The sequence below is a fragment of the Persicitalea sp. genome (assembly GCF_041751555.1).
Classification (GTDB): domain Bacteria; phylum Bacteroidota; class Bacteroidia; order Cytophagales; family Spirosomataceae; genus Persicitalea.
Window position 1 is genome coordinate 1 of sequence record NZ_JBGSXF010000027.1, and the last position, 7,604, is coordinate 7,604.

5 protein-coding genes are annotated in these 7,604 nt (G+C 51.5%); all 5 read left to right on the top strand.

The annotated features are described in order from the left end of the window. Nucleotides 1-1,141: heparinase II/III family protein (locus ACEW8P_RS00815; RefSeq protein WP_373511212.1), on the top strand; the 1,141-nt coding region annotated here is incomplete at its 5' end. A 262-nt stretch (nt 1,142-1,403) separates the two neighbouring features. Further along, on the top strand, nt 1,404-1,916 hold the full coding sequence (locus tag ACEW8P_RS00820) for a hypothetical protein (protein WP_373511213.1): 513 nt from the start codon (nt 1,404-1,406) through the stop codon (nt 1,914-1,916). A 126-nt stretch (nt 1,917-2,042) separates the two neighbouring features. Continuing rightward, nucleotides 2,043-5,072: a SusC/RagA family TonB-linked outer membrane protein gene (locus ACEW8P_RS00825; RefSeq protein WP_373511216.1), complete on the top strand. Its 3,030-nt coding sequence runs from the start codon at nt 2,043-2,045 to the stop codon at nt 5,070-5,072. Nucleotides 5,073-5,104: 32 nt separating this feature from the next. Then, a complete protein-coding gene (locus tag ACEW8P_RS00830) occupies nt 5,105-6,781 on the top strand; it encodes a RagB/SusD family nutrient uptake outer membrane protein (RefSeq protein ID WP_373511214.1) in 1,677 nt (558 codons plus the stop codon). 277 nt (nt 6,782-7,058) lie between these two features. Further along, nucleotides 7,059-7,604: DUF1080 domain-containing protein (locus tag ACEW8P_RS00835; protein ID WP_373511215.1), on the top strand; the 546-nt coding region annotated here is incomplete at its 3' end.

Sequence of the window (7,604 nt, forward strand, 5' to 3'; positions counted from 1 at the left end):
TTTCCTGAGTGCATTGGAAAAAGCACTCGGTACGGATTACGGACTTACCCAAATACCAGGCTTCATGCAAACGGCGGGTTTCGAGCAGCACATCGTTGGGCCGCTGGGTATCGTGCACAACTGGGGCGACAGCGGCGACAAGAATGGTGTCAGTCCGACCTTATTCTGGTTTGCCAGCAAGAAAAACGACCCTTCCTTATTGTGGATGCAGAAAAAGGTGATCGACGAGCAGCCGGGCCGTGACCTGGTGAAAGACCGCACCCTGCCCGCCTTGCTGATTTGGGGCGCGGGCATGAATTTGTCAAACATACCGCCGCCGCAGGAAAAATTCTGGATGGGGCAGGGACCTAGTCCGGTGGCGATGATGCGTAGTTCGTGGACTGATCCCAACGCCATTTTTGTAGGGTTCAAGGCGGGGTCAGCCTCGGTTAACCACGCCCACATGGATGCGGGCTCTTTTGTGCTGGACGCTCTGGGTGAACGCTGGGCGATGGACTTCGGACCGCAGAACTACAACTCGCTGGAAGAACTCGGAATCAAGCTATTCGGTCGCGAGCAGGACGCTGAGCGTTGGGACATTTTTCGTTACAATAATCTGGTGCACAATACCCTCACAATCGACGGAAAGTATCAGCGGGTGAAGGGCTACGCCAAAATTGACGCCTTTTCCAACGATCCGCAGAACATGGCCATCGTCTCCGACCTCTCTACGGTTTACGACGGACAAGCCGTCTCGGTTAAGCGCGGCATCGCTCTGCGCGATGACAAATATGTTGTCGTGAGGGACGAAATCAAAGCTCCCGGCGTGGATTCGCCGAACAAAGACATTACTTTACGCTGGACGCTGCTTACGCCCGCGAATGTTTTCGTGCAGGATGGTAAGACGGTGGTACTTTCGCAGCGGGGCAAGACGATGTATTTATCCTTCGACACCTCCACCCCAATCAAGATCAAAACCTGGTCCACCAAACCGACGCACGACTACGATGCGCCAAATCCTAACACGTACATGGTCGGCTTCGAGGCGACGCTGCCCGCTGGCTCCTCCCACTCATTCAACGCCATTTTCTCCAATACCAAAAGCCTGAATTCATCTCCCGTAAAGCCGCTTTCCGAATGGAAGGTGGAATCCACTAAGTAGAAGACATTGCTGCTCCCCTTTCTTTAACAATCCCGCGAAGGTGTTGCCGAAAATTAATGTTTTAGCTCGAAAAATCTTTTCGAAGGTAAGGCATTGAATGAAAGTAATTTGCCAATCGAAGCGCGTGATTTTGTTCATTTTCTATTTTTCATTTTCCATTATCCAATAAAAAAAAGTAGGGGTCAAATGCCCATCCGTCCGTCCGTAATCAGTAATCGGATATCGTACGGAGTAGGTTAGCCCCACCACCCTAAACGAACCGATGAAGCCTTACTCGGAATATACCGCCGAAGAGTTAGCGATGGAACGCCTGTTCATCCGGTGGGTGCGCTATCCTGACGATTCGAAGGTAGCCGATTATTGGGTAGGTTGGGTGCGGGATAATCCAGAACAGCGAGAGACGGTCGAGTCGGCCAAGGCTTTGGTAGACACGGTTTCGGACTGGGACGACACAGAAATTTCTGACGAGGAAAGTGTTTCACTCTGGAAGCGCATCCAGAAATCGATAGGTAGTTTTCCACTGTTGACTGATTCGGAGAAGTCCGATCGTGTCAGCAAGGAGAATCGGATATTTCTGAAATGGATTATGGGGATAGGGGCTACGGTCGTGGTAATATTCTTTTTGTTTATTAGGGAGACCACTCCTTACGATGAAAATCAAGAGAGCCGTAACGCACTTGCCGCTCCCTTCGATTTAGGTAGTCATTCAAAAACAGATTCCATCCAGGGCTATTCCCAGTCCGATTCTACCAAAAACAAGCTACCGATAAAATAATTTTAGTTTAATTTCAGTTTTAATAAGTACAATTTAATTTTTATCTCAACCATCCAACTAATGATTAAATCATTTACCCTACAATTCCGGGAAGTGAAAGGTCGCCATAGAGTGCGCCCTTCCCGAATGCTCTCTTTCCTCCTTCTGTTAGCGATAGGACTGTCGCCCCTGCACACACTGTATGCCCAAGACCGCGCTGTCACGGGTACCGTCACCGCTGCCGAGGATAATACCACCGTACCCGGTGTGACGGTCGTCGTCAAAAACACCAATACGGGAACTACCACCGACCAGGATGGCAAGTACACGATCAACGTTACGAGCGCCAATCCTACACTCGTCTTCTCCGCCGTGGGTTTTACCACCCAAGAAATTGCCGTGGGCAACCGCAGCGTTATCAACGTCAGTCTGGGCGTGGATTTGAAAACGCTGAACGAAGTCGTGGTCACGGGCTACGGTACGCGGAAGAAAAGCCAGGTGACAGGGGCCATTTCATCAGTTACTTCCAAGGAAATCAGCGAATTGCCCATCACCAACGCCCAGCAGGCCCTGCAAGGCCGCGCGGCGGGCGTGGACGTGAACATGGCGGGTAGCAAGCCCGGCTCCACGCCGCAGATTCGTATCCGGGGCCGCCGTTCGTTTAATGCTTCCAACGATCCACTCTTTGTAGTGGACGGTATCCCACTGGCGGGTGGTATCGAGGACATCAACCCCAACGATATTGCGTCGATGGAAATACTGAAAGACGCTTCCTCTACCGCTATTTATGGTTCAAGGGGTTCCAACGGCGTAGTGATTATCACCACGAAGCGCGGTACTCCGGGCAAAACCGTCGTTAGCGTGGATGCCTACACGGGTGTCAACCAGGCGCTAGGCCGGATCGACGTTATGGATGGTGCGCAATTTGCCGAGTACAAGCGCGAATCCCGCCGGGCCGAAACCCGCCCGGCTTTGAAGTACCCGGACGGACCAGCTACGGCTGAGGCCGACGCCAAACTATTCGAACCCATTGAATTGGACGGTATTGCGTCTGGTCGCACGACCGATTACCCCGATGCCTTGCTCCGCACGGGTTCTATCAGCAACTACCAGGTGGGCGTGTCGGGCGGAACTGAAAAGACGCAGTTCAACGTATCGGCCAACTATTTTAAGGATAAGGGTGTGGTGAGGAATCAGGACCTAACGCGTTACACCTTCCGCGTAAACCTCGATCACAAAATCAATAACAAGCTCCGGGTGGGTATTTCCTCACTGGGTAGCCATTACGTACGGAATGGTGAAAACTTCAATCCACTGGGAGGTGCTTTGGCCGAGAATCCACTGGGCAAGCCTTACGATGCCGACGGAAACCTGATTTTTCTACCTACCCTGGACGGTTTGCGTACTAACCCGCTGGCCGAAATCGTACCGGGTGCCGTCATTGACGAGCGCAAGAACTACCGGATTTTCAATAGCCTCTACGCCGAGTGGAAGATCATCGATGGGCTTTCGTATCGCTTTAACTTCGGCCCTGATTTCAAGATCAATCGGTATGGTCGTTTCTTCGACAGCCAAACCAATGCCCGCCGGGGAGCACCTGCTCTTGGAAGTGTAAGTAACGCTTTTCAATTTAACTACACCCTGGAGAACATCCTGGCGTATAGTAAGCAGTTCAACACCGTACACGATCTGGATGTCACGCTGCTCCAATCTTTCCAGCGGGATAACTTCGAGAGTTCAGGAATCAGCGTGAACGGTATCCCTGCCAGCACCCAGCAATTCTACAACTTGGGTGATGCCAGCCAGGTCAATGGGGTCGATACGGGCTTGAGCGAGTGGACGCTGCTTTCTTATATGGCGCGGGTCAACTACGGTTTCAAAGAAAGGTACCTGTTTACAGCTACCGTTCGGGCCGATGGCTCGTCACGGTTTGGCGCTAATACCAAGTACGGAATTTTCCCATCGGTCGCTTTCGCCTGGAATATTACGGGCGAGAACTTCATGAAAGAGGCCCGTTGGGTTGATCAGCTCAAGCTTCGCCTTAGCTACGGCGCGGTAGGTAATACAGCCATTTCCCCCTACCAGACTCAGGCCCGTCTCTCGCGTACTTCCTATGCCTGGGACAACACGGCTGCCTTCGGCTATCGTCCTGGCTCGATTGGAAACCCCGATTTGAAATGGGAGACTTCGGCCACCGCCAACGCGGGACTCGACTTTAGCTTTGGCAATGGCCGGGTATCTGGTTCGGTCGAGTACTACATTACCAACACAACCGACCTGCTCGCCCCTCAGCCACTACCCAATTCTACTGGCTTTAGCGGATTCACAACTAACATTGGACACACCCGCAACAAGGGAATCGAGCTGACCGTCTCGACGATCAATGTCGATAAAGGTGATTTCCGATGGAGTACCGACTTTACGTTCAACCACAACCAGGAAGAGATCGTGGAGTTGGCCAACGGCAAAGTGGATGACATCTCCGCTGGACGCTTCATCGGCGAGCCACTTTCGGTAGTGTACGATCTGAAAAAGATCGGTATTTGGCAGACTGATGAATTAGATCTTGCCAAGTCATACGGCTACAATCCCGGTGAAATCAAGATCGAGGATTTGAATAATGATGGCGTTATCAATGCCGATGACCGTCAAATCCTGGGTTCGGCCATTCCGGCCTTCGTAGCAGGTATGACTAACCGTTTCTCGTACAAAGGGTTTGATCTGAATTTCTTCCTGTACGCTCGGGCTGGTCAATTCATCATCAGCCAATTCCACGCCAGTAACAACTCGCTGGCGGGTCGCTATAATAATCTCGACATCGACTATTGGACACCCAACAACCCGACTAACGAGTTCCCACGTCCGAACGTCAACCAGGAATCACCCCGTAATGGCTCTACTCTGAGGTACTTTGATGGCTCGTTCCTGAAAGTGCGGAACATCAATTTTGGCTACAACGTACCCACCAACTGGGCGTCGAAACTGGGCATGACGAGTCTGCGGGTGTTTACCAGCATTCAGCAGCCGTTCATCTTCTCGGAATACCGCTCCAAGTACAAGGGCATCGACCCCGAGGTGGAATTGGACAATGGTCAGAGCAACCAGAACCGGGGCATTGGTTCTGACTTGTCTCCCGCTACCTCAGTCATTACTTTCGGCATCAACGCCAAATTCTAATCAGACATTCAGTTTACAAAAAGATATTGACGATGAAATTCAAATTAACACAAGCCAAATTTCTGCGCGTAGGCGCTTTGGGTGCGGCCCTGCTGCTGGGGCAGTCTTGCAGCGACAGCGTCCTGGACGAAGTCGTGATCGCCGGTATTGGCAACGATTACCTCAATACGCCCACCGGCTTCAACGATGGCGTGAACGCTACCTATTCCTATTTAAGACAGTGGTACGGTACCGAAACGGGTAACAACCTGACGACCTTCGGCACCGATATCTACACTAACGGAGCCGATGGTGGGCACAAGTTCATCAACCGCTACGACGGCCAGTTTGACTCCCGCTCCGGTTCTATCAATGATGTATGGAACGATTTGTACGTAGGCATCAACTCGGCCAATGCTGTAATCGACCGTGCCCCTAACGTGACGGGCGTAGCCGAGAACATCAAGAAGCAGCGCGTGGCCGAAGTGAAATTCCTGCGGGCGCACTACTACTTTATCCTCACCCGCACTTTTGGTGGGGTGGATCTGCGTCTGACCGAGACAGTCGAGCCTACCAAAGTTGCCACGCGGGCCACGGTCCCACAAATGTACGCGGCGATTATCAAAGACTTGACGGAAGCTCTCCCCGATCTGGAAAATAAAGCGCGGTCCGGCGACTACGGCCGTGTTACCCGCCCCGTAGCGGAACACATGCTGGCGGAGGTTTACCTGACCAAAGCTACTTCGGAAGCCAAAGCGGGTGATGACTACGCCAAAGCCGCGACCTATGCCAAGAACGTCATCAACAATTATGGCATTGAGCTGCTGCCTAACTTTGCCGATGTACATCGGCCCGGTAACGAAATGAATAAGGAAGTGATTTTTGCTACCCAGTACACAGGTGATCCCTTGAACAACGGCGGTGGCAACAACTCACACGTTTTCTTTTTGATGGAGTATGACGTACTACCCGGTATGCAGCGTGACGTCTTGAATGGCCGTCCGTTCAAGCGCTATAAGCCTACCGAATATACCCTTGACAATGTATTTGCTTTGGCGAATCGCACTAAGGATAGTCGCTATTTCAAGACGTACAAAGATGTATATTACTCCAATAAACCCGGCAAGTACAACACGACCTTCGACAAGTCGAAGGCTACGGTAACCTTTGCGCTGGGTGATACAGCTATCTATGATCCTGGTTATGAAATGTCAACTGCCGAGCGGGCCAAACGGCCCTACCAGGTGCTGGTGCCTAGTGCCTACTCGGAACGTCTATTTCCTGCCCTTAGCAAGAATCTTGATCCTAACCGAGTGGACCGTACCCAGTTCGCAGGTACCCGCGATTACATCAACTACCGCTTGGCCGACACCTATCTAATCCTGAGCGAAGCCCTGCTGAATTCAGGGGATATACCCGGAGCGGTGGCAGCGATCAACAAAGTACGCCGTCGTGCCGCTTGGCCGGGCAAGGAAAAGGAAATGGAGGTTGCCGCCGCCGATATGAACATGATGCTAATTATGGAGGAACGCGCCCGCGAACTCATCGGTGAGCAAAAGCGCTGGTTCGACTTGAAGCGCTGGGGTGTCCTGGTCGATCGGGTCAAGAAGTACAATCCTGAAGGTGCTCCCAATATCCAACCCTACCACGTGCTGCGGCCGATTCCCCAAAATCAAATCGACCGTGTCGAAGGAGGGAAAGACGCTTTCTCACAAAATCCGGGGTATTGATGTCAATTTGGAATTAGTGAATGTCTGAATTAGTGAATAATTTATTCCGACATTCCAAATTAAGAAGAAAAGCCTTCGGTTTCGGGGGCTTTTCTTTTTTTTGATTAGTAAAAAAACTTTGAGCCTCCCTTTTGTCAGGGTAAACGATATAGAACATCGTTTCTGATTGAAAGGGAATAACGGCAAATTTCTTACGTTGGAAGGATGGCTCTGGAAGATCTCGCGCCAAATATCTCGATCCGTTGCTCAGTGACTACTTGTGAACTTAAATAATCGAATGAAAAAAACTTATCTGCTTATTGCGGCTCTGCTAATGAGCTGCTTTATCCAAAACACCCACGCCCAGTCTTCCAAGGACGGCTGGCAGAACCTTTTCAACGGCAAAGACCTCAGCGGCTTCAAGCAACTGAACGGTAAGGCCAAGTACGAGGTCAAGGACGGAGCCATCGTAGGTACTTCCACCATGAACACGCCCAATTCGTTCATGACGACCGAAAAAGAGTATGGCGACTTCATCCTCGAACTGGAAGTAATGGTAGACGACAAACTGAATTCAGGCATTCAAATCCGCAGTGAGTCCAAGCCCGACTATATGGATGGTCGCGTCCACGGTTATCAGGTCGAGATTGACCCTAGCGCACGCGGCTGGGCGGCTGGCATCTATGATGAAGCACGTCGTGGTTGGCTTTATCCGGGCGACTTGAATCCGAAGGCCAAAACGGCCTTCAAGAACAACCAGTGGAACAAGTACCGCATCGAGGCCATCGGCAACCACATCCAAACCTTCCTGAATGGTGTTCCGGTAGCCCACCTGATTGATGAC